Origin of the sequence: Arthrobacter dokdonellae, assembly GCF_003268655.1 — a bacterium.
Lineage (GTDB): Bacteria > Actinomycetota > Actinomycetes > Actinomycetales > Micrococcaceae > Specibacter > Specibacter dokdonellae.
In genome coordinates this window covers 3,520,890-3,538,979 of record NZ_CP029642.1, presented here as the reverse complement: position 1 = coordinate 3,538,979, position 18,090 = coordinate 3,520,890, and the positions used below count along the sequence as shown (strand labels likewise).

The window sequence follows — 18,090 nt, the reverse complement described above, 5'->3', positions numbered from 1 at the left end:
GGCACGGCACAGTTAGAGTGAATCCATGAGCCAAAACAGTTCCATGCCCGCCGTCCCGCCGTCCGGACCCAACCTGCGCGGCGCCGTCGACCTTTCAGCATTAAAGAGCCGTGCCACGGCACCGGCGGCCGCTGCCGGTGGCGGATCGCCCTACGCCGTGGACGTCAACGAGCAAAGTTTCCAGGAGTTCGTGGGCCTGTCCCAGAAGGTGCCCGTGGTGGTTTCGCTGGGTTCTGGCCGCTCCAATCAATCGGCCGTCCTCAACGGCGTGCTCGAAAAGCTCATGAACGATTACGCCGGCAGGATTGCCCTGGGCCGTGTCGATGCCGACACGAGTCCGGGGATCGCGCAGGCATTCGGCGTCGCCGCCATTCCCACCGTGGTGGCACTGGTCAACGGCCAGCCCGTGCCCCTTTTTGAGGGTGACCTGCCGGAAGAGCAGATCAAGTCCTTCCTCGACGAACTTCTCAAGGTGGCCGCCACCAACGGGGTCACCGGAAACCTCGGCGGCGCCCCGGACACTGCGGCGGCCGAGGCGCCCCCGCTGCCGCCCCTGCACCAGGCCGCCTTTGACGCCATCGAAGCCGGCGACTTTGCCACCGCGCAGGCCTCCTACGAAAAGGCCCTCGCCGAGAAGCCGAACGACGTCGATGCAAAGGTCGGGCTGGCACAGGTCCACCTCATGCGCCGGACAGCCGAGCTGGATTCGACACAGGCCGCAGCCGTGCGCACGCGTGCCGCCGGGGACCCGGACGATGCCGAGGCCCAGCTGGCGGTGGCCGACCTGGATGTCACGGGCGGCCATGTCGAGGATGCCTTCGCCCGGCTGGTGAAGTTCATCTCCCTGCACTTTGGTCCCGAACGGGAAACAGCCCGGCTGCGCCTGCTGGAACTGTACGAGGTTGTCGGCACCTCCGACCCCCGCGTCTCGGCGTCACGACAGGCTCTGGCCCGCGCCCTGTTCTAGCGGCAGCACGGCGGGGTTCGAGCGCCTTTCCCAGCGGGTCCCGGCGGCCGCTCCCGCCTGCAGCAGCCCGGCGGAAGTCATCCTTTCGGATGGTGAACTCCCTCCCGGCGGATTGTTAGGGTGGCGCTATGACTGAGAACTCGCCACCAATGACCGGGCCGCCGGCGGCCGGGCTGCGGCCCCCGGCCCTGGCCATCCGGGGCCTCGCCAAACGTTTCGTCCCAAAGATCGCCGTCAACTCCATCAATCTGGACGTTCCCGCGGGCTCGTTTTACGGTCTGGTCGGGCCCAACGGTGCAGGCAAGACCACCTCCCTGTCCATGGCCACCGGCCTCCTGCGCCCGGACGCCGGCAGCGTGTGGGTCGACGGCGTCGACGTTTGGGGGAGTCCGCTGGAGGCGAAGCGGCTCATGGGCCTGCTGCCGGACGGCGTCCGGCGTCTTGGGCGCGGTGCTGGTGGGCCTGGTGGCGCTGGGAACCCAGGGCCCCGAGGCGGTCGGCACGGTCATCGTCCCTGGGCTGGCTGGTCATCCCGGTAGTGGCCTCCGGGCTGGACATGACTTTGGATCCGGCCCGGTTCACCACCTATGCGATTCCCCTGAAGTCGCTGCTGGTCGGGCTGGCATTGTCCAGCTTCATCGGCATTCCGGGGGCCATCACCCTGCTGGCGCGCGTCGGCACGGCCGCGGCCTGGTGGCTGCATCCGCTGGCGGCGGTGGCAGCCGTCCTGTGCGGCGCGCTTGCGGCCCTGACCTGCATCGCCGCATCCCGTGCCATGACCGCAGCCAGCGCAAGCTTGGCCTCCTCCCGGCGGTTCAGGGACCTCAGCGGCGTGATCCTGCTGGTCCCGCTGTTGTTTGTGGGTCCCATCATCACGGGCGTCACGGCCGGCGTCCGGGACCTCCAGGACTACCTGCCCTCGCTCGCCGCCGCCCTGTCCTGGACGCCGCTTGGCGCCATTTGGGCCGTGCCCGCAGACGTGGCCCGCGGCCACTGGGGACCGGCCGGCGCCAAGCTGGTCATCGCCGTGGCCGCCCTTGCGGCCCTGGCCTGGATCTGGAAGGCCTGCCTGTCCAAGGCCCTGGTCACGCCGCCTACTCGGGTGGCTCCAGCCGCAGCGCCGGAAACATGGGTTTCTTCAGGATCCTTCCGGCAACCCCGACGGGCGCCGTGGCCGCGCGTAGCATGACGTACTGGCTTCGGGACCCGCGCTACAGCGCCGGATTGATCATCGCCCCGCTCCTGCCCCTGGTGCTCGTCTTTGCCGGCTCCCAGGCCATGGGCATTGGCGCGCTGGGCACCACCCTCGGGCTGGGAGGAGTGCTGGCCGCCTTCCTGGTGGTGTGGAGCATCTCCTCCGACATCTCCTACGACAACACCGCCCTCGCGCTCCACCTTGCCTCTGGCGTAGCCGGCGCGGCCGATCGAGCCGGCCGCGCCCTTGCCGCCGGCAGCCTGGCCCTGCTGCTCGGCGTCGTGTACGCCGTGGTTGGCAGCGGCATCTCCGGGGCGTGGGATCTCCTCCCGGCCGTCCTGGGACTCACCGTCGGGGTGGTCGGCAGTGCGCTGGGACTGGCAAGCGTCTTTTCGGCCCGATTCACCATCAATGCACCGCTCCCGGGGGACAGCCCGCTGAAGTCCAAGGCCGGTAACAACCTCTCCACGAGGCTGGTTCAATTGGCGGGATTTGCCGGCGCCGGGCCCCTGATCGTACCGGAAATTGTGCTGTCCACCATGGCGATGGCCACGAACCAGCCGGTGTTTGGCTGGATATCGCTGACCGCTGGCCTCGTCCTGGGCTCCGGATTCCTGCTCGCCGGTGTCCGCCTGGGCGCGTGGCTTTTCGACAGCCGGGCGCCGGAACTGTTGCTGGCCGTTTCGGCAGACCGCTGACACTCGATAGGGTTGGGTTCAGCGAACAGTTTTGTCCGGCAATGACGCCCTGTCCGTCCTGCGCCACAGCGGAGGACGGACGGGGCGTCCCTGCTGGGCAAAGGTGCATCCCCCACCCACCCCCGCAGCACCGGCACGCCATCTGCCGTGAAAGGATCGTGTTTCATGGAGGTCATCATCCTCCCCAGCAGCAAGGAAGTCGGCGCGCTCGCCGCAGACGCCATCGAGGCCCTGGTCCACGAACTGCCCCATGCCGTCCTTGGCCTGGCCACGGGATCCTCCCCGCTGCCCATCTACGACGAACTGGCCCGCCGCCACGACGAAGCCGGCCTGAGCTTCACCCGTGCCCAGGGCTTTGCCCTGGACGAATACGTGGGGCTGCCCGCGGGCCATCCTGAGTCGTACCGCGAGGTCATCCGGCGGGAGTTCACCAACCGCGTCGACATTGCGCCGGAAAACGTGCACGGGCCGGACGGCAGCGCCGCGGACATCGCCGCGGCCTGCCTCGCCTACGAGCAAGCCATCAAGGCAGCCGGCGGGGTGGACCTGCAGATCCTCGGCGTCGGGACCAACGGGCACATTGGCTTCAACGAGCCGGGGTCCTCGCTGGCCTCCCGCACGCGCATCAAGACGCTCGCGGACCAGACGCGCCAGGACAATGCCCGCTTCTTTGACAACATCGACCAGGTTCCCCACCACGTGGTGACCCAAGGCCTGGGCACCATCATGGATGCCCGCCACGTTGTCCTGGTGGCCTGCGGCGCCGGCAAGGCGCAGGCCGTCCGCGACTTCGTTGAGGGCCCTGTTTCCGCCGCCTGCCCGGCGTCCGTGCTGCAGTTCCACCCGCACGCCACCATCCTCGTGGACGAGGCGGCAGCCGCCAAGCTGGCCCGCGCCGCGTCCTATCGCCATGCTTACGACAACAAGCCCGCCTGGCAGGGGCTTTAGTCCAGAAAGGCCAGTTCCGCGAGTCGCGTGCCTGGAGCGGTTGGATGGGCCCACAACCGCGAGGGACCCGCTGCGGGGGCGCGGGCCCGGGTGAGTCGGGCGGGCGGAGAGGCTAGAATGGTTTCCATGAGCTTGCCACCAGATCCCTTCGAAAACGATCCCATGCACAGCCCCGGCCACACCGGCGGGTCAACGGCTGTCATTGAACGCGAGGAACTGCGCCAGCAGGTCGAGCCCGGCGACAGCGAACGGTTCTCGCACTACGTGCGCAAGGAAAAGATCATGGAATCTGCCATGTCCGGCGAGCCCGTGGTGGCGCTCTGCGGCAAGGTGTGGACGCCGGGCCGCGACCCCCACAAGTTCCCTGTCTGCCCTGAATGCAAGGCCATCTACGAGGGCATGAACCCCTCCGGCGGCAAGGGCAAGGGCCCGAAGAATCCCAAGCAGTAAACGCAGCAACGGCAGTTTCAAGGGTGCGGTTCCGTGCCGTTATTTGGCGTGCCCGGAAGACGGCGGCGCCCAGGGAAGAAGTGATTTGATGGCGGGGAATTCGTGACGGAAACATTGTTTGGTGGCCCGTCGCTGCCTCCCGCCTACCCGGAGCGGGCGGCCTGGGGCACGGCCCAAAAGCTGCGCGCCTGGCAGACCGAGGCGATGGAAAAATACTTCGCCGAAGCGCCCCGGGACTTTTTGGCCGTGGCCACGCCGGGTGCCGGCAAGACCACCTTCGCCCTGCACGTCGCCACCGAGCTGATCGCGCGCGGCACCATCAACAGGGTCACGATCGTCACGCCCACCGACCACCTTAAGCGCCAGTGGGCGGACGCGGCGGCACGGGTCGGCATCTCGATCGACCCGAATTTCAAGAATGCGGACGGGCGCCACGGCAGGGGCTTCATCGGCGTCGCCGTCACGTACGCTCAGGTGGCCAGCAAGCCGCTGCTCCACCGGGCCAAGACGGAAGCGGCCCGCACCCTGGTCATCATGGACGAGATCCACCACGGCGGAGACGCGCTGTCCTGGGGCGACGGCATCCGGGAGGCCTTTGACCCGGCGGCCCGCCGCCTGGCGCTGACCGGCACACCGTTCCGCTCCGACACGGCCGCCATCCCGTTTGTGGAATATGCGGAGGACCGCGACGGCATCCGCCGCTCCAAGGCCGACTACACGTACGGCTACGGCGAGGCCCTGAAGGACCACGTGGTCCGCCCCGTAATGTTCATGGCCTACTCCGGCCAGATGCGCTGGCGCACCAGCGCGGGCGAGGAAATGGCCGCGACCCTGGGCGCGCCGGTGACAAAGGACATCACCTCGCAGGCCTGGCGCACCGCGCTGAACCCGGCCGGAGAATGGATTCCGGCCGTCCTGGCGGCCGCGGACAAGCGCCTCACCGAGGTCCGCCGTGCCGTGCCCGACGCCGGGGGCCTGGTCATCGCCACGGACCATGACGACGCGCGGGCCTACGCCGGGCAGCTGAAGAAGATCACGGGGGAGTCGCCCACGGTGATCCTCTCCGACGATGCCAAGGCCTCGGACAAGATCGATTCGTTTTCCGCCAGTGAAAAGCGCTGGATGGTGGCTGTGCGCATGGTGTCCGAGGGCGTGGACGTGCCGCGCCTTGCCGTGGGCGTGTATGCCACCTCCACCGCGACGCCGCTGTTCTTCGCGCAGGCAATCGGCCGCTTCGTGCGCGCCCGGAAGCGGGGGGAGACGGCGTCGGTGTTCCTGCCGTCGGTGCCGAACCTGATGGAACTGGCCAACCAGCTGGAACTGGAGCGCGACCACGCCCTGGACCGGCCGGACAAGGACCCGGACGGCTTCATTGATGATTCCGAGATGGAGGAGGCCAACCGCGAGGAGAAGGCCTCCGACACGCTGGAGAAATTCAAGTTTGAGGCCCTGGAGTCCCAGGCGTCCTTCGACAAGGTGTTGTTCGACGGCGGCGAATTCGGCGCGGGTGGCGAGATCGGCTCGGACGACGAGCTTGACTTCCTCGGCATCCCCGGACTGCTCGACGCCGACCAGGTGGGGGTGCTGCTGCGCCAGCGCCAGGCCGATCAGCAGACGCGCCGCCGCGGCAGGGCCTCCGCGGCCCCGGAACCTGAGGCTCCCGCCGTGGTGGACCACCGCATGCTGATGGACTTGCGCCACGAACTGGCTAAAAACGTCTCTGCCTGGAGTGCCCGCTCCGGCATGCCGCACGGCATGGTGCACAGCGAGCTGCGGCGGATCTGCGGCGGTCCCGCCGTCGCGCAGGCCAACGAGCCGCAGCTGCAGCAGCGCCTGAAAAAGCTTCAGGACTGGTTCCTCGGCCGCAAATAGCAGCCGGTGGTCGAGCAGCGAGCTCTGGTGTCCGGTGGTCGAGCAGCGAGCTCTGCGAGCGCGTCGAGACCTAGGAGCGTCGGGTCCTATGGCTCACCTGTCCTTCGGCAGCATGGCAATTCGGGCCTGTTATCCACAATTATGATTTTGGCCCCGAAGATGCGCCGTCCGGCGACGACAATGTGTCCATGCCACATGGGGATTTGGAACGCCGTCTTGCCCGACACAACGCTGGCGAGGGGGCGGCGTACACACGGCGCCGGAGGCCCGTTGCCCTTGTCTGGGCACAGGAACATGAGCGGGTCGCCTCAGCCTTTGCGTTGGAAAAGCAGATACAAGGCTGGAGCCGGGCCAAGAGAGAGGCCCTCATCGAGGCACGGTTGAAGGCCCTGCCGGGCCTATCCGAGGCCAAGTCTCGGCAGATGGGTCCATGACTGCTTCGGCTTGAAGGACTAGGTCTCGACGCGCTCGCGGGGCTCGCTGCTCGACCACCGGGTCTCGGCCACCGGCGCTATTTGACCTCCACGCCCGCGTCCGCGAGTTCGTCGAGGGCTTCTTCGCTGGCGTCGTCGTCCACGCCGGCGACGTAGTCGCGCAGCACGGTCGTGTTGTAGCCGGCGTTGACGGCGTCCAGGGCGGTGGCACGGACGCAGAAGTCCGTGGCAATGCCCACCACCACCACGTCGTCCACGTCGTTCTCGCGCAGCCAGTCGTCGAGACTCACGGCCGCCGTCGTGTCGTCCGGGTCGGCGTCCTCGTGGGCCTCCCGCTCACCGACCATGACCTCGTCCTCCGGGGCCAGCAGGCCGTCAAAGCCGGAATAGGCGGCGTCGTACTTGCCCTTGCGGAAGTAGGCGTCAATGTCCTCGGTGTCGAGGTTGCGGTGGAGCGCGGCACCCCGGGAGCCGGCAACGCAGTGCACGGGCCAGCTGGTGGCGAAGTCCGGGGTCTCGGAGAAGTGGCTGCCCGGGTCGATGTGCCAGTCCTGCGTGGCCACGATGAAGTCATAGCCGGGTGTCTCGGAGATGAGCTCGCTGATCTCGGAGGCCAGGGCGGCCCCGCCCTCCACGGCGAGGGAGCCGCCTTCGCAGAAATCGTTCTGCACGTCCACAATGATGAGTGCCTTGGCCATGCGTCTCTCCTTTAGTTCCGTACGGTTGACGGCTGGATGTATTCGGTCGGGATGACGGGGTCCCCGCGCTGCAGCCGGCGGGCCGCACCGGGCAGTTCCGCCATGGAGGCGGCGTGGCGCTCGGTGGCCCGGCGCACACCCTCCGGTCCGGTCCACCCCGGCGCCAGCACGCCGTCGTGCATGAACTCCTGGACCAGAGGGCGGTCGTTGCCGTCGTTCTCCGGCATGGTGCCGATGCCCACCACCTCGGCAGTGGCCAGCCCGCGGTCGTTCAGGCGGCGCAGGGCGAACTTCTTCCCGCCCACGCTGGCCTTGTTCTTCGCCGTCTTGGCCACCGGGACGAACTCGCCGGCATTGCCTTCGCGGGAGACCAGCTTGTAGACCATGGAGGCGGTGGGCGCCCCGGAGCCGGTGACGAGGGAGGTCCCCACGCCGTAGGAATCCACGGGTGCCGCGGCCAGTGCGGCGATGGCAAACTCGTCAAGGTCGGAGGTGACGGTGATCCGGGTGTTGACGTTGCCCAGCGAATCCAGCAAGGCGCGGACGTCGTGCGCCTGGGCCAGGAGGTCGCCGGAGTCCAGCCGCACGCCGCCCAGGGCCGGCCCCGCAATGGCGACGGCCCTGCGGACTGCGGCCTCGACGTCGTACGTGTCCACGAGGAGGGTGGTGCCGGCCCCCATCGACTGGACCTGGGCGCGGAACGCCTCCTCCTCGGAATCGTGGAGCAGCGTGAAGGAATGGGCAGCGGTGCCCTGGGTCAGGACGCCGTAGCGCAGCCCGCATTCGAGGTTGGAGGTGCTGTGGAAACCGGCGAGCACGGCCGCGCGGGAGGCTGCCACGGCGGATTCCTCGTGCGTGCGCCGCGATCCCATTTCGATGCAGGGGCGCGAGCCGGCCGCCGTGATCATGCGGGACGCGGCGGATGCGATGGCGGAATCGTGGTTGAGCACGGAAAGCACGTACGTCTCCAGGATGCAGGCCTCGGCGAAGGTGGATTCGATGGTCAGGATCGGGGAATTCGGGAAGTACAGTTCGCCCTCTGCGTAACCGTAAATGTTCCCGGAGAACTTGAAATCGGCCAGCCAGGCGAGGGTTTCACCATTCACCACGGTGTTTGCGGCCAAATAGTCCAGCTCCCGGGCGCCAAAACGGAACTCCGCAAGCCCTTCCAGCAGCCGGCCCGTGCCGCCCACCACGCCGTAGCGGCGCCCGTCCGGGAGCCGGCGCGCGAACGCCTCGAACACGCTGCGCCGGTGCGCGGCCCCGGAATGCAGGGCCGCCTGGAGCATGGTCAGCTCGTAGTGGTCCGTGAAAAGGGAGGTGCGGGGTGGTCCCCAGCCCGATGCAGTAGTCACGGAATTCACTTTAGTGGGGCAACACTAGAATGGACACATGAGTGTCAGCACAGCCCCGGAAACCGACCGGGACCAATCCACGCACGAACTCTCATCGCCGGACATCCCCTGGGAGCTGATTGTCTGGAACGACCCCGTGAATTTGATGAGCTATGTCAGCTACGTTTTTCAAAGCTATTTTGGTTATTCCGAAGCGAAGGCCGCCGAATTGATGATGCAGGTGCACGTCGAGGGAAAATCGGCCGTGGCGCACGGTGCCAAGGAAAAGATGGAGGCACACGCGGTGGCCATGCACGGATTCGGCCTGTGGGCCACGGTCCAGAAAGGCGGCGGACGTGGCTAAGGCCTTCAACCCGGGCCGCCGCGGCATCACCGGCTTCCTTGAACCGGCCGAACGCGACCTCCTGCGCAAGCTCTTCGCCGACATCATCACCATGCTCGAACCCTCCCGGCCCGCCCATGAGGACCCGCTCGCGGCGCTGATCGGGCTGGACATGGACGTCGCCGTCCCCACCGACCCCGCACTCCTGCGCCTGCTGCCGGACGCCGTGAAGGACGACGGCGCGGCAGCCCTGGAGTTCCGACAGCTCACCGAACGCTCCCTGCGGGAATCGAAGATTGGCGCCCTGCGCGCGGCCACCCTGGACCTGGACAAGGACAAGCTGGTCCTGGACGCCGAGGCCTCCGGGTTGTGGGCCCGGGCCCTGAACGACGTCCGGCTGGTCCTGGCCCAGCGGCTCGAGATTCAGGACGAGGACGACGCCGAGCGGGTCCACCGGGTGCAGGACTGGGGTGAGGCGGACGACGTCGACAGCTACCTGTCCTTGGTCTACAACTTTGTCTCGTGGCTGCAGGAAAGCCTGGTCCAGGCCATGCTGGCCGGCCTGAAGGGCAGCAAATAGGCATTGGAGCCCGGGGCGGTCCGGGGCCCTGTGATAAAACAGACGCGGCCAAATGTACCCGGCGCTGCGGCTTTGCATCTATTCTGAAACGATCATGAGCACACTGCCCGGGGGATCCCCAGCCACAGCCCAGCCTGATGCCGCGCACCCCATGGCAGACCGCGCCATCGGCATCTTTGACTCGGGTGTGGGCGGGCTGACCGTGGCGCGCGCCGTCATCGACCAGCTGCCCAACGAGTCCATCCTGTACGTGGGCGACACCGCCAACGGGCCCTACGGACCGCTGCCCATCGCCGAGGTCCGTGCCAACGCCTTGGGCGTCATGGACGAGCTGGTGGACGCCGGCGTGAAGCTGCTGGTCATCGCCTGCAACTCCGCCTCCGCGGCCGTGCTGCGCGACGCGCGGGAACGCTACACCGCCCGGTACGGCATCCCCGTCATTGAGGTCATCCAGCCGGCGGTCCGCCGCGCGGTCGCCGCCACGCGAACCGGCAGGGTGGGGGTCATCGGCACCGTCGCCACGGTGGGCTCGCGCGCCTACGAGGACACCTTTGCCGCCGCACCGGACCTGCACATCACGTCCGTGGCCTGCCCTGACTTTGTGCGCTTTGTGGAATCCGGGGTCACTGCCGGGCCGGAGCTGCTCTCCACCGCGGAGGCCTATTTGGCCCCGCTGCGGCGGGCCCAGGTGGACACGCTGGTGCTGGGATGCACGCACTACCCGCTGCTCACAGGGGTGATCTCCTACGTCATGGGCGACGCCGTGACCCTCGTCTCCAGCGCCGAGGAAACGGCCAAGGACGTCTACAAGGCGCTGGTGGGCCACGACCTGGAACGGCTTTCCGAGGAGCCCCCGACGCACACCTTCCTGTCCACGGGCGACGCCGGACAGTTCGGCGTGTTGGCCCGGCGCTTCCTGGGCCCGGAGGTCCGGGGCGTGGAGCAGGCAAGCCACGTGTCCGCGCACTATCCGACCGGGTCCATGGCCCGCATCACCCCGGACATGATCGCCGCCGCGCGCGCCGCGGGATCCGGCGCTTCCGCGGGCTCCAGGATCTCGAATTTCGTCTTGCAGGAGGCGGCCGGCAGGCCGGGCGCTTCGTGGCCCGCGGGGGAGCGGGCATGAAACTGACGATCGTGGGGTGCAGCGGGTCCTTCCCGGGGCCGTCGTCGTCCGCGTCCTGCTACCTGCTGACCGCCCACGACGGCACCCGGCCGTGGCGGGTGCTGCTGGACCTGGGCAGCGGCGCGCTCGGAGACGTCCAAAAGTACATGGACCTGGAGGACATCGACGCGATCTTCCTCTCGCACCTGCACCCGGACCACTGCATGGACCTGTGCGGGCTGCACGTGGCGGTGCGCTGGAACCCGCACGGCTGGAACCGCGGGCGCATCCGCGTCTGGGGGCCGGAGGCGACGGCGGACCGGCTCGCCACGGCCTATGGCCTCGAACTCGACCCGGGCATGCGCGAGGAGTTCGACTTCCAGCCGTGGCAGGCAATGGAACCCGTCACGGTGGGGCCGTTCAAGGTCACGCCCTACCCGGTGAACCACCCCGTGCCCGAGGCCTACGCACTGCGCGTGGAAACCACGGAATTTGACGGCACCGGCGTGGACCGCACCGTCGCCCTGACGTACTCCGGGGACACGGACGCCTGCCCCGAGTTGGAGGACGCCGCCCGCGATTCACACTTGTTCCTGTGCGAGGCCGCATTCGAGGAAGGCCGCGACGACCACATCAAGGACGTCCACCTGACGGGCAAGCGGGCCGGCGAAGCCGCCGAACGGGCCGGCGCACGCAGGCTCCTGCTGACCCACATCCCCGTGTGGACGGACCCCAACACCGTCGTGGACGAGGCCCGCGCCGTTTATTCGGGCGACGTGGCCGCCGCCGTCGCCGGCGTCCACTACTCGATCTAGCCCTCCTTCCATGGCGCGCGCCGGGAGGTCAGCTCCGGCTGCGCGCTTTCGAGGCAGAATCATCCGAAATGATCATGAATCCTCGCGTGGGGTCGGATAGGGTCGGAACTACCGATGCACAAGACTTGGGGGTGTCTGGCGGTTGCTTGTGAGGACCGGCGGGGCCGCCGAGCCGTTCCCAGTAAAGGACAAGACCATGAGCAACATGCCGATGCCCAGCTACAATCCGGAGTGGTCGCAGCAGCCAAGCGTTGCCGCACCCGTGAAACCCAAGCAGGTGGGCTGGGCATTCCAGCTGATCTTGGCCGCGGCGGTGCTGCAGGTCATAGCCGCCATCTTCGGCGTGGTGTACGCCTCCTCCGACAAGTTCCGCCAGACGGCCGCCGAGGCGATCGCGAAGCAGAACCTTCCCGCCAACACCAACGCCCAGGACCTGGTCCAGGTCACGGTCACCACGGCCATCGGCTTCACCGTGGTCTCGGCCGTCGTGGCGGTGGCCCTGTACATCGTCATCGGCATGTTCATCAACAAGGGAGCCAACTGGGCGCGCATCACCGGCCTGGTCCTGGCGGTCATCTCGCTGTCCCGGTTCGTCGGCCTCACCTTTCCCGCGGGAATCTTTACCATCCTGCAGGTGCTGGCCGGCGTCGCGGCGATCATCCTGTGCTTCATCCAGCCGGGTGCGCAGTACTTCACCGACACGAAGAACTTCAAGCGCGCCAATAAGTTCCGCTGACGTGGCGCATGACGGGACGCCACCCCGCGGCCAGTAGCGCCTCCTGCCCTCCCCAACCTCGCTGCGCTCGGCCGGGGCCCCGCGGCCAGTAGCGCCTCCTGCCCTCCCCAACCTCGCTGCGCTCGGCCGGGGCCCCGCGGCCAGTAGCGCCTCCTGCCCTCCCCAACCTCGCTGCGCTCGGCCGGGGCCCCGCGGCCAGTAGGCTGGTCCCATGACGAATAGCGAGACTTCACAGCTGCGCGCCGACGGCCGCACCCCCGACCAGCTCCGCGACATCTCCATCACCCGCGGCTGGTCCAAGCAGGCCGAAGGGTCGGCCCTGATCGAGTTTGGCAACACCCGCGTGCTCTGCACCGCCTCGCTGACCGCGGGCGTGCCGCGTTGGCTCAAGGGCGAAGGGACCGGCTGGGTCACGGCCGAATATGCCATGCTGCCGCGCGCCACGAACACCCGCAACTCGCGCGAGTCCGTCAAGGGCAGGATCGGTGGCCGGACGCACGAGATTTCCCGCCTGATCGGCCGCTCGCTGCGCTCCATCATCGACACGAAGGCCCTCGGCGAGAACACGATCGTCCTCGACTGTGACGTCCTGCAGGCCGACGGCGGCACCCGCACCGCGGCCATCACCGGCGCCTACGTGGCCCTCGCCGATGCCGTGGCGTACGCCAAGGAAAACAAGCTGATCGCCAAGGCCGCGCAGCCGCTCATCGACACCGTTTCGGCCATCTCCGTGGGCATCATCGACGGCGTACCCATGCTGGACCTGCCCTACGTGGAGGACGTGCGCGCCGAAACCGACATGAACGTGGTGGTCACCGGCTCCGGCAAGTTCGTGGAGGTCCAGGGCACCGCCGAAGGCGCGCCGTTCGACCGCGACGAGCTCAACCAGCTCCTTGACCTGGCCCTGATCGGCACCACCCAGCTGGCCCAGATCCAGCGCGAGACGCTCGGCGCGAAGTGACCGGTACCAGGCTGGTCCTGGCCACCCACAACCAGGGCAAGCTGCGCGAACTGCGCGAACTGCTGCGCGGCCAGGTGCCCGGTCTCGACGTCGATGTGGACGTGGTCGACGCCGGAGCCCTGCACGCGCCCGACGTCAAGGAAACCGGGGTCACGTTCGCCGAGAATTCGCGGCTGAAGGCCTCGGCGGTGGCTGCCTTCACCGGCGTCCTTGCCATTGCCGACGATTCCGGCCTGGCCGTAGACGTGCTGGGCGGGGCGCCCGGGATCTTTTCCGCCCGGTGGGCCGGCGCGCATGGCGACGACGCCGCGAACCTGGACCTGCTCCTGGCCCAGCTGGCCGACATTGACGGTAAGCACCGCGGCGCGCGCTTTGTCTGCGCCGCGGCCCTGGCAAGCCCGGACGGGACCCTGGACGTCGTGGAGGAGGGGACCCTGGAAGGCACCCTGCTCACCGCGCCGCGCGGCGACGGCGGGTTCGGCTATGATCCCATCCTCCAACCGCTGGGCCTGGAGAAGTCCTGCGCCGAGCTGACGGCGGGGGAAAAGAACGCCATCAGCCACCGCGGCCAGGCCTTCCGCGCCCTGCTCCCGCACATCGTCAAGGCGCTCCGGCGCGGATGAGGGTGTAGCGGCCGGCGGCGAGTTCGGGGGCGGCACGGCAACCGGCACGATGCCGGTTGCCCACCGCGTCGCCGGCGTGATATTTTTGCGGTGATCGTGATCAATCGGCAGGAGGTGAGACCCATGAACGCACCATCCATAATGGGCGCTCCCCTGCAGTCCACGATCGCGCGACTGACGTAGTCGCCACCGGGAGCGCCCAACAAGGCACATCGCGAAGGGCGACTCCCATGAACACAACACCTTTTTCCACCCTGCACGTAACTCCGGCGACGGCCTCCGGCCCGCAGAGGTCCGGCCGGGATCAGCCGCAAGACGACGCCACGAAGCCGGTGCGCGCCCCGGGCGGACGGGCGCTTGTCCTCGGGGGCGGCGGATCGACAGGCAATGCGTGGCTGGTCGGCCTCCTGGCCGGCCTCTTGGAGGCCGGGCTGGATGTGACGACAGCCGACCTGACTGTCGGGACGTCGGCCGGCTCGACGGCCGCGGCCCAGATCGCTGGCGCGACCCCGACCGAACTCCTTGCCGCCATCCTTGCCACGGCCCCCCAGCGAGGGACCGGTCCGGCCGGATCCGACCGGGGCCGCGCTCCGGCCAGGCGGGTGACGGACCACATGGACAGGACGAGCAAAATCATCGCCGCCGCTCACGATCCGGCCGACATGCGCCGCAGAATGGGCGCGGCGGCACTCGACCTGGACGCCGCGTCGGACGGCTCCTGGCAAACACAGTGGCGCGCGACCGTCGCCTCCCGGCTGCCCAGCCAGCACTGGCCGCAACGAACGGTGCTCATCACGGCGGTCGATGCCCGTGCCGGTGAACCGGTCGTGTTCGATCGCCACAGCGGCGTCGACCTGGCTGACGCCGTCGCCGCCAGCTGCGCCGGTGGACTTCCCTACCGGATCGGGGAAAACTCATACATTGACGGCGGCTACCGACGGTCCAGCGAGAATGCCGACCTGGCCGCCGGATACGGGCGGGTCCTGGTGCTGTCGCCCCTCGGCGGCAGAACACGGCACCCGCTGGACTGGGGCATGCAGCTCGCCGCGCAGGTCGACGAACTCCGTGCACGCGGGAGCAGGGTCGAGGCGATCTTCCCGGACCGCCACTCCGAGCACATGTTCGGCGCCAACGCGATGGATCTGTCGCTGCGCCCGCCGGCAGCCCGGGCCGGCTACGAGCAGGGCCGGGCCCTTGCCGGGCCGCTCACCGACTTCTGGCGCTGACGCACTCGACATCGGTCCACTGGCGACGGCGATGAAACCAGAAGGGTGCACGACGTGACGGCGGTCCGGCGTGTACGCCGGGCCGCCGTCGTGCCCTGCTGGCAGGCACGGCACGCCACAGGGACCTTCGCCTCCGCCGTCCCCGCACAGCGCCACGAACACGTCAAGATCAACGGCCACATCATCGGCAGCCCCTCGGACATCGTTGAGTCGATTCCCAGCACGGTCCTGGTGGTGCTGGCGCCGCAAGCGCCGGTTCGAGGATGTGACCGGCGAGCCGATCGCCGTGGCCAGCACGCACTGAGCCAACCCAAAGGCTGCCGCGCACGACGGCGGCCCCCGGGCTGGGTGCCGGGGGCCGCCGTCGTACGTGGCAGGTGGGTTTCGGGAAGGGCGGGTTGCGGGGGAGGGCTAGGCCTTGTTCGCCTTGCGGTTGGCCAGGAAGGCCTTGGTGAACTCGACGATGATGGGGATCACCGAGAGCAGGACGATGACTATGAAAATGATGTCCAGGTTCTGCTGGACCCAGGGGAAGCGGTCGCCCAGGATGAAGCCGAGCAGCGTCACGCCGCCGGCCCACAGCACGGCACCGATGGCATTGAAAATCACGAAGTGGCGCATGTTCATCCGTGCCACGCCCACGATGACCGGCACAAAGGTGCGCACGATCGGCACGAAGCGGGCCAGGACCAGAGCCTTGCCGCCGTGCTTTTCAAAGAAGGCGTGCGCGTGCTCCACGTGTTCCTTCCTAAACAGGCGGGAATCGGGCTTGTTGAAGATGGCGGGGCCGGCCTTGGCGCCGATCACGTAGCCCACCTGGTTGCCGATGAACGCGCACACGATCAGCAGGATGAGCAGGACGCCGATGTTCACCGGCAGCTTGCCCGTGCTGGTCAGCAGGCCCGCGGTGAAGAGCAGGGAGTCGCCGGGCAGGAAGAACCCGACCAGCAGGCCCGTCTCGGCAAAGATGATGGCGCAGGCAATGACCACCACCCAGAAGCCGAGGGCCGGGTTGTCGAGGATGTGGACGGGGTCAAGCCACGGCGGCAGGAAGCCCATCGGGGCAGGGCCATGGCCCACCAGGGCGGGCAGGGCGAAGTCACTGAGGGCTGAAATCATCACCACCCTAGATTACGGCACCCTGTGCGTCCGGGCCCCGGCCGCAGGCCGAACGCATCTGGGCGTAGGCAGGCGGGCAGCTCCTGAGCCGGCAGGTCCCGGAAAACTCCTTGACACGGCAGCCGCCACGGCCTAGGTTGCCTGCCCTGCTCGGTCTCGGCTCCTACCTCACGCTGCGCCGGGCCACGCCGTAAGGAGCACCGCCGCCGGGACACATGAAAAGACGTCCGGGGCCGTGCGCTGGGAGCGGTAGCCTTGAAGGGTGCCTGTGGACTTTACTGCAATTGACTTCGAAACCGCCAACGGATTCAGGGGATCGCCCTGTTCAGTGGGCCTGACGAAGGTCCGCGACGGCGTGGTGGTCGACGAAGGGTACTGGCTGATGCGCCCGCCCGCCGGCCACGACCACTTCGACTCGCGCAACATCTCCATCCACGGCATCACGCCCGACGACGTCCAGTCCGCCCCGCGCTTCAAAGACGTCTTCGGCGAGGTGCGCGGCTTCATTGGCGGGGACCCCCTGGTGGCGCACAACGCCGCCTTCGACCTCGGCGTCATCCGCTCGGCGGCCGAGGTCTCGGGGATGCCCGCCCCCGCGTTCGACTATGCCTGCACCGTGGTGCTCTCGCGGAAGAACTACTCGCTGCCGTCGTATTCGCTGCCGTTCGTGGCGGAAGCTGCCGGCGTCCCGCTCATGAACCACCACGACGCCGTCGAGGACGCCCGCGCCTGCGCCGGGATCATGGTGGACATCGCGGGCAGGCATGCCGCATCCTCCGTGGCCGGGGTCTTCGCCGCCATGAAGCTGTCCATGCCGCGTGCCGCTGCCTGGGACCCCGCCACCGACGACGTCTCCAAGGCGACGCGGTCGGCCCTGGAGAAGCTGGCGGACGGCGCCCCGGCGGCAGGCTCCGGTGGCAGGTCCGGCCGGAACGGCTGGTCCACCGAGGGCCCGAACCCGCTGCCGAACGTTGGAGCGGATCCGGCGCACCCGCTGTACGGGCAGACGGTGGTGTTCACAGGGAACCTTGGCCTGCCGCGGCCGGATGCGAAGGTGCGGGCGGCGCACTGCGGGGCACAGTGTGCCAGCAGCGTGACCCGGAAGACCACCGTCCTGGTGGTGGGAAGCGGCTTCACCGCGGCCGATCTGCGCAGCGGCCGCGTGACATCCAAGGCTGCACGGGTGCTGGAACTGCAGCGCCGCGGACAGGGCATCGAGGTGCTCTCCGAGGGCGAATTCATGCAGATGGTGGGCTGACGCCGGCGCACGCGCCCGGTACGCTGGCTTATTCTGGCGACAGCTTATTGTGGCGACAGCACATCGTTGGCATTGTGAGCATGGCTGCCGAAGTCCGTAAAAAGGAGCGAAACCATGGGCGCACAGCCAACGTTCGTGATCGTTGGGGCCGGTCTCGCCGGTGCAAAGGCGGCGGAATCGTTGCGGTCCGACGGGTTCAAGGGCCGCATCCTGCTGTTAGGTGAGGAACCCGAGCGGCCCGCTGTGGGATCCGGCATCGGGCAGCTCACGCGGTGAGGCGCCCGTGGCCGGCAACAGCTTGTCGTACGTGAACCGTTCTCCGCCGGCCAACTGTACTTGCCGCTCGGGGCGGTCGATGGCCGCGACCCCGGTGTTGGTGCGAAGTTCAATGTCGCGGTCCGCGTACTACTGCCTCGAATGGACGTAGATCTTGGCCCTAAGACGACGCCCAGCCCATTGAACAGATGAGCTACAAGTTGGCCATGCTTGCCTACGACATGAACGACAAACCGCTCTCGTTCGGCCACGGCGCACCACTTCGTCTGCGCAACGAGACCCAGCTTGGATTCAAACTCGTCAAATGGATCAAGGGCATCGAATTCGTCGAGGACTTCGCCGACGTCGGCGGCGGTCTGGGCGGCTACAACAACGATCACGAATTTTTCGGGTACCGCCAATCCATCTAGTTCGACGTCGGGGGCCGGGCCCGGTGCGAGGACCGGTGGAGG

At 68.2% G+C, this 18,090-nt stretch carries 21 protein-coding genes and 1 pseudogene; 19 read left to right on the top strand and 3 right to left on the bottom strand.

Translation table 11 applies throughout. The features are described 5' to 3' along the window. Window positions 1-25 precede the first annotated feature (25 nt). The 8 genes and pseudogenes from DMB86_RS15765 (at window position 26) to DMB86_RS15730 (ending at window position 6,564) form a co-directional block, all read left to right on the top strand. Entirely contained in the window at window positions 26-967 is a 942-nt protein-coding gene (locus DMB86_RS15765; RefSeq protein WP_113718630.1) for a co-chaperone YbbN, read from the top strand. 128 nt (window positions 968-1,095) lie between these two features. Next, window positions 1,096-1,425, top strand: a pseudogene (locus tag DMB86_RS15760) (ATP-binding cassette domain-containing protein); the annotation flags it as partial. Between the two features lie 98 nt (window positions 1,426-1,523). Continuing rightward, the gene (locus DMB86_RS15755; protein WP_129545566.1) at window positions 1,524-2,156 is read left to right on the top strand and encodes a hypothetical protein; all 633 of its coding nucleotides are present in this window, start codon (window positions 1,524-1,526) and stop codon (window positions 2,154-2,156) included. Next, window positions 2,153-2,860 (top strand): hypothetical protein, encoded by a 708-nt coding sequence (locus DMB86_RS15750; protein ID WP_129545565.1) that lies wholly within the window; start codon window positions 2,153-2,155, stop codon window positions 2,858-2,860. The genes DMB86_RS15755 and DMB86_RS15750 overlap by 4 nt, the downstream gene beginning before the upstream one ends. Before the next feature lie 165 nt (window positions 2,861-3,025). Continuing rightward, the gene (nagB, locus tag DMB86_RS15745; protein ID WP_113718627.1) at window positions 3,026-3,808 is read left to right on the top strand and encodes a glucosamine-6-phosphate deaminase; all 783 of its coding nucleotides are present in this window, start codon (window positions 3,026-3,028) and stop codon (window positions 3,806-3,808) included. Between the two features lie 117 nt (window positions 3,809-3,925). Beyond that, window positions 3,926-4,258: a DUF3039 domain-containing protein gene (locus DMB86_RS15740; RefSeq protein WP_113718626.1), complete on the top strand. Its 333-nt coding sequence runs from the start codon at window positions 3,926-3,928 to the stop codon at window positions 4,256-4,258. A gap of 102 nt (window positions 4,259-4,360) precedes the next feature. After that, the gene (locus DMB86_RS15735) at window positions 4,361-6,130 is read left to right on the top strand and encodes a DEAD/DEAH box helicase (RefSeq protein WP_113718625.1); all 1,770 of its coding nucleotides are present in this window, start codon (window positions 4,361-4,363) and stop codon (window positions 6,128-6,130) included. A gap of 188 nt (window positions 6,131-6,318) precedes the next feature. Next, entirely contained in the window at window positions 6,319-6,564 is a 246-nt protein-coding gene (locus DMB86_RS15730) for a GIY-YIG nuclease family protein (RefSeq protein WP_113718624.1), read from the top strand. A gap of 77 nt (window positions 6,565-6,641) precedes the next feature. Here DMB86_RS15730 and DMB86_RS15725 read toward each other — a convergent pair whose 3' ends face one another. Beyond that, window positions 6,642-7,262, bottom strand: a complete 621-nt coding sequence (locus tag DMB86_RS15725) for an isochorismatase family protein (RefSeq protein ID WP_113718623.1) — start codon at window positions 7,260-7,262, stop codon at window positions 6,642-6,644. An 11-nt stretch (window positions 7,263-7,273) separates the two neighbouring features. Next, entirely contained in the window at window positions 7,274-8,617 is a 1,344-nt protein-coding gene (locus DMB86_RS15720) for a nicotinate phosphoribosyltransferase (protein WP_113718622.1), read from the bottom strand. A gap of 37 nt (window positions 8,618-8,654) precedes the next feature. On the opposite strand from DMB86_RS15720, the gene clpS reads away from it, so the two are divergent. The 8 genes from clpS to DMB86_RS15680 all read left to right on the top strand — a co-directional run bounded on the left by clpS (window position 8,655) and on the right by DMB86_RS15680 (window position 14,985). After that, window positions 8,655-8,960, top strand: coding sequence for an ATP-dependent Clp protease adapter ClpS (gene clpS / locus DMB86_RS15715; protein ID WP_113718621.1), 306 nt, complete (start codon window positions 8,655-8,657; stop codon window positions 8,958-8,960). Then, on the top strand, window positions 8,953-9,519 hold the full coding sequence (locus DMB86_RS15710) for a DUF2017 domain-containing protein (RefSeq protein ID WP_113718620.1): 567 nt from the start codon (window positions 8,953-8,955) through the stop codon (window positions 9,517-9,519). The genes clpS and DMB86_RS15710 overlap by 8 nt, the downstream gene beginning before the upstream one ends. A gap of 94 nt (window positions 9,520-9,613) precedes the next feature. After that, window positions 9,614-10,645, top strand: a complete 1,032-nt coding sequence (gene murI / locus DMB86_RS15705; RefSeq protein ID WP_113719623.1) for a glutamate racemase — start codon at window positions 9,614-9,616, stop codon at window positions 10,643-10,645. Beyond that, window positions 10,642-11,439, top strand: coding sequence for an MBL fold metallo-hydrolase (locus tag DMB86_RS15700; RefSeq protein WP_113719622.1), 798 nt, complete (start codon window positions 10,642-10,644; stop codon window positions 11,437-11,439). The genes murI and DMB86_RS15700 overlap by 4 nt, the downstream gene beginning before the upstream one ends. 196 nt (window positions 11,440-11,635) lie before the next feature. After that, entirely contained in the window at window positions 11,636-12,175 is a 540-nt protein-coding gene (locus tag DMB86_RS15695) for a hypothetical protein (RefSeq protein ID WP_113718619.1), read from the top strand. Between the two features lie 211 nt (window positions 12,176-12,386). After that, window positions 12,387-13,136 carry a ribonuclease PH gene (gene rph / locus DMB86_RS15690; RefSeq protein ID WP_113718618.1) on the top strand — a complete coding sequence of 250 codons (750 nt, stop codon included), beginning with the start codon at window positions 12,387-12,389 and terminating at the stop codon, window positions 13,134-13,136. Next, entirely contained in the window at window positions 13,133-13,759 is a 627-nt protein-coding gene (gene rdgB, locus DMB86_RS15685; protein ID WP_113718617.1) for an RdgB/HAM1 family non-canonical purine NTP pyrophosphatase, read from the top strand. The genes rph and rdgB overlap by 4 nt, the downstream gene beginning before the upstream one ends. A gap of 230 nt (window positions 13,760-13,989) precedes the next feature. Next, on the top strand, window positions 13,990-14,985 hold the full coding sequence (locus DMB86_RS15680) for a patatin-like phospholipase family protein (RefSeq protein WP_171814522.1): 996 nt from the start codon (window positions 13,990-13,992) through the stop codon (window positions 14,983-14,985). 411 nt (window positions 14,986-15,396) lie between these two features. Here DMB86_RS15680 and DMB86_RS15675 read toward each other — a convergent pair whose 3' ends face one another. Next, window positions 15,397-16,104, bottom strand: a complete 708-nt coding sequence (locus tag DMB86_RS15675) for a VTT domain-containing protein (RefSeq protein WP_113718616.1) — start codon at window positions 16,102-16,104, stop codon at window positions 15,397-15,399. Between the two features lie 262 nt (window positions 16,105-16,366). Here DMB86_RS15675 and DMB86_RS15670 point away from each other — a divergent pair, with 262 nt between their 5' ends. The 3 genes from DMB86_RS15670 to DMB86_RS15660 all read left to right on the top strand — a co-directional run bounded on the left by DMB86_RS15670 (window position 16,367) and on the right by DMB86_RS15660 (window position 18,048). Then, complete coding sequence (locus DMB86_RS15670; protein WP_113718615.1) at window positions 16,367-17,362, top strand: 3'-5' exonuclease; 996 nt, start codon at window positions 16,367-16,369, stop codon at window positions 17,360-17,362. A 114-nt stretch (window positions 17,363-17,476) separates the two neighbouring features. Next, window positions 17,477-17,638, top strand: a complete 162-nt coding sequence (locus DMB86_RS15665) for a hypothetical protein (protein WP_227878426.1) — start codon at window positions 17,477-17,479, stop codon at window positions 17,636-17,638. Between the two features lie 188 nt (window positions 17,639-17,826). Then, window positions 17,827-18,048 carry a molybdopterin-dependent oxidoreductase gene (locus tag DMB86_RS15660; protein ID WP_227878425.1) on the top strand — a complete coding sequence of 74 codons (222 nt, stop codon included), beginning with the start codon at window positions 17,827-17,829 and terminating at the stop codon, window positions 18,046-18,048. Window positions 18,049-18,090: the final 42 nt, after the last annotated feature.

What these genes read in the sequence shown, in the direction of transcription:
- DMB86_RS15765 (WP_113718630.1), top strand. Translation starts at nt 26, where the DNA reads ATGAGCCAAAACAGTTCCATGCCCGCCGTCCCGCCGTCCGGACCCAAC.
- DMB86_RS15755 (WP_129545566.1), top strand. Translation starts at nt 1,524, where the DNA reads ATGACTTTGGATCCGGCCCGGTTCACCACCTATGCGATTCCCCTGAAG.
- DMB86_RS15750 (WP_129545565.1), top strand. Translation starts at nt 2,153, where the DNA reads ATGACGTACTGGCTTCGGGACCCGCGCTACAGCGCCGGATTGATCATC.
- nagB (WP_113718627.1), top strand. Translation starts at nt 3,026, where the DNA reads ATGGAGGTCATCATCCTCCCCAGCAGCAAGGAAGTCGGCGCGCTCGCC.
- DMB86_RS15740 (WP_113718626.1), top strand. Translation starts at nt 3,926, where the DNA reads ATGGTTTCCATGAGCTTGCCACCAGATCCCTTCGAAAACGATCCCATG.
- DMB86_RS15730 (WP_113718624.1), top strand. Translation starts at nt 6,319, where the DNA reads ATGCCACATGGGGATTTGGAACGCCGTCTTGCCCGACACAACGCTGGC.
- DMB86_RS15725 (WP_113718623.1), bottom strand. Translation starts at nt 7,262, where the DNA reads ATGGCCAAGGCACTCATCATTGTGGACGTGCAGAACGATTTCTGCGAA.
- clpS (WP_113718621.1), top strand. Translation starts at nt 8,655, where the DNA reads ATGAGTGTCAGCACAGCCCCGGAAACCGACCGGGACCAATCCACGCAC.
- murI (WP_113719623.1), top strand. Translation starts at nt 9,614, where the DNA reads ATGAGCACACTGCCCGGGGGATCCCCAGCCACAGCCCAGCCTGATGCC.
- DMB86_RS15700 (WP_113719622.1), top strand. Translation starts at nt 10,642, where the DNA reads ATGAAACTGACGATCGTGGGGTGCAGCGGGTCCTTCCCGGGGCCGTCG.
- DMB86_RS15695 (WP_113718619.1), top strand. Translation starts at nt 11,636, where the DNA reads ATGAGCAACATGCCGATGCCCAGCTACAATCCGGAGTGGTCGCAGCAG.
- rph (WP_113718618.1), top strand. Translation starts at nt 12,387, where the DNA reads ATGACGAATAGCGAGACTTCACAGCTGCGCGCCGACGGCCGCACCCCC.
- DMB86_RS15680 (WP_171814522.1), top strand. Translation starts at nt 13,990, where the DNA reads ATGAACACAACACCTTTTTCCACCCTGCACGTAACTCCGGCGACGGCC.
- DMB86_RS15675 (WP_113718616.1), bottom strand. Translation starts at nt 16,104, where the DNA reads ATGATTTCAGCCCTCAGTGACTTCGCCCTGCCCGCCCTGGTGGGCCAT.
- DMB86_RS15665 (WP_227878426.1), top strand. Translation starts at nt 17,477, where the DNA reads ATGGGCGCACAGCCAACGTTCGTGATCGTTGGGGCCGGTCTCGCCGGT.
- DMB86_RS15660 (WP_227878425.1), top strand. Translation starts at nt 17,827, where the DNA reads ATGAGCTACAAGTTGGCCATGCTTGCCTACGACATGAACGACAAACCG.